Origin of the sequence: Azospirillum sp. B4, from assembly GCF_000333275.1 — a bacterium.
GTDB lineage: Bacteria > Pseudomonadota > Alphaproteobacteria > Azospirillales > Azospirillaceae > Nitrospirillum.
In genome coordinates, this window is record NZ_BACU01000403.1 from 1 (window position 1) to 1961 (window position 1961).

Consider the following 1961-nt stretch of genomic DNA (forward strand, 5'->3'; position numbering starts at 1 on the left):
CCCGAGGTGGGCGCGGACGCCGACGACATTCTGGCCGGCCTGGGCTACGGGGCGGAGGAGATCGGCGCTTGGCGCGCGCGCGGCGTGGTGGGGTAAGCCGAAACTAACCCTGGGTGCCAACGGCGGCACCCAGGGCGCCGCCTTCCCCCGCGCCGCTGGTGCCCAGGTCCAGGGTGATCTGGTAGCGGTCGGCGCGGTAGTGGGCGATGGTCAGCAGGATGGGGTGCCCGGCGCTGTCGCTGACCAGCCGCTCGATGCGCAGCAGGGGCGCGCGGGGCTCCACCTCCAGCGCGGCGGTGAGGGCGGCATCGGCGGAGACGGCGGCGATGGTCTGCCGTGCGCGACCGATGCCGATGCCGGCCCCCCGCAGCAGGGCCAGCATGGGCCTGGTGGTCAGGTTCTCCCGCGTCATCAGCGGCCCCAGGCGGGCCGGCACATAGCTGACCACCTCACCCAGCGGCGCCCCGTCCAGGGAGCGGACGCGGACGGCGCGGACCAGGGCGGCGCTGGCGGGCAGGCCGAAGCGCTGGGCCACGGCGGGGCCGGCCGCTTCCTCCACGATATCCACCACGCGGACCTGGGTGTTCTGCCCGAAGGCCACCAGCGAATCCACCGCCTGGTCGATGTTGGCCTCCAGCGGGCGGACCGGGGTCTGGAAGATCACCCGGGTGCCGATGCGGCGCCGGCGTTCCACCAGGCCGCTGTTCGCCAGTTCGTCCAGGCAGCGGCGGGCGGTGATGCGCGACACGCCGTAGATCTGCGCCAGATCCTGTTCCGTGGGCACGGCGCTGCCATAGGCGCGCTGGCCGCTGGTGATCTCATCCCGCAAGGTCAGGAACAGCTGGTGATACAGGGGCACGGCCCCCTGCCGGTCCACCACCCCCTTGGCTTCGCTCACCACTGCCTCTCCATCCGCTCCGGACGCCACTTTGGGCGCGCCATTGGGGTTATAGCGGCTTTTTACCATCTGGCGCGCCCCATCAATTTGTTATAGAGATATAACAATTAAAGGGAAACCTTGGCAGGCGGGCATGCGGACCATTTTCGAGAAAATCTGGGCGGAGCATCAGGTGGCCGACCTGGGCGGCGGCACGGAGCTGCTGCTGATCGACCGGGTGCTGCTGCATGAGCGCACCGGCGGCGTCGCGCTGGAAAGCCTGGCGGCGGCGGGGCGGAAGGTCATGGCGCCCGGGCAGGTCTTCGCCACCATGGACCATGTGGTCGACACGCTGCCGGGCCGGGGCGACCGCACCATCATGCCCACCGGCACCGCCTTCATCACCGCCACCCGGGCGGCGGCGCGCGCGGCCGGCATCACCCTGTTCGACCTGGGCGACCCGCGCCAAGGCATCGTCCATGTCATTTCCCCGGAGCAGGGCATCGTCCTGCCCGGCCTGACCCTGGTCTGCCCCGACAGCCACACCTGCAGCCAGGGGGCGCTGGGCGCGCTGGCCTGGGGCATCGGCTCGACAGAGGCGGAGCACGCGCTGGCCACCGGCACCTTGCGCGTGCGCCGGCCGCGCACAATGCGGGTGACGGTCAACGGCCGCCTGGGCGCGGGCGTCACGCCCAAGGACCTGGCGCTGCACATCCTGGCCCGCCACGGCGCCGGCGGCGCCAAGGGCCATGTCGTGGAATACGCCGGCGAGGCGGTGCGGGCGTTGAGTGTCGAGGGGCGGCTGACCCTGTGCAACCTGGCCACCGAATTCGCCGCCTTCACCGCCATCATCGCCCCGGACGATGTGGTGTTCGACTATCTCCACGGCCGGCCCTACGCGCCCAAGGGGGCGATGTGGGACCAGGCGGTGGCCGCCTGGCGGAACCTGTACAGCGATGACGGCGCCATTTTCGATCGTGTCATCACCATCGACGCCGGGGCGGTGGCCCCCATGATCACCTGGGGCAACAGCCCCCAGCACGCCGTGCCGCTGGACCAGCCGGTGCCCGATTTCCCGACGGGC

The 1961-nt window shown here is 71.3% G+C and carries 2 protein-coding genes; one reads left to right on the top strand and one right to left on the bottom strand.

Translation table 11 applies throughout. From position 1 onward, the window contains the following. Nucleotides 1-103: 103 nt before the first annotated feature. Nucleotides 104-898 (bottom strand): GntR family transcriptional regulator, encoded by a 795-nt coding sequence (locus I55_RS17940; protein ID WP_199902634.1) that lies wholly within the window; start codon nucleotides 896-898, stop codon nucleotides 104-106. A 133-nt stretch (nucleotides 899-1031) separates the two neighbouring features. Between I55_RS17940 and I55_RS17945 the strand changes: the two genes are divergently transcribed. Continuing rightward, nucleotides 1032-1961 (top strand): aconitase family protein (locus tag I55_RS17945; RefSeq protein ID WP_044561950.1); only part of this gene is annotated, 930 nt, incomplete at its 3' end.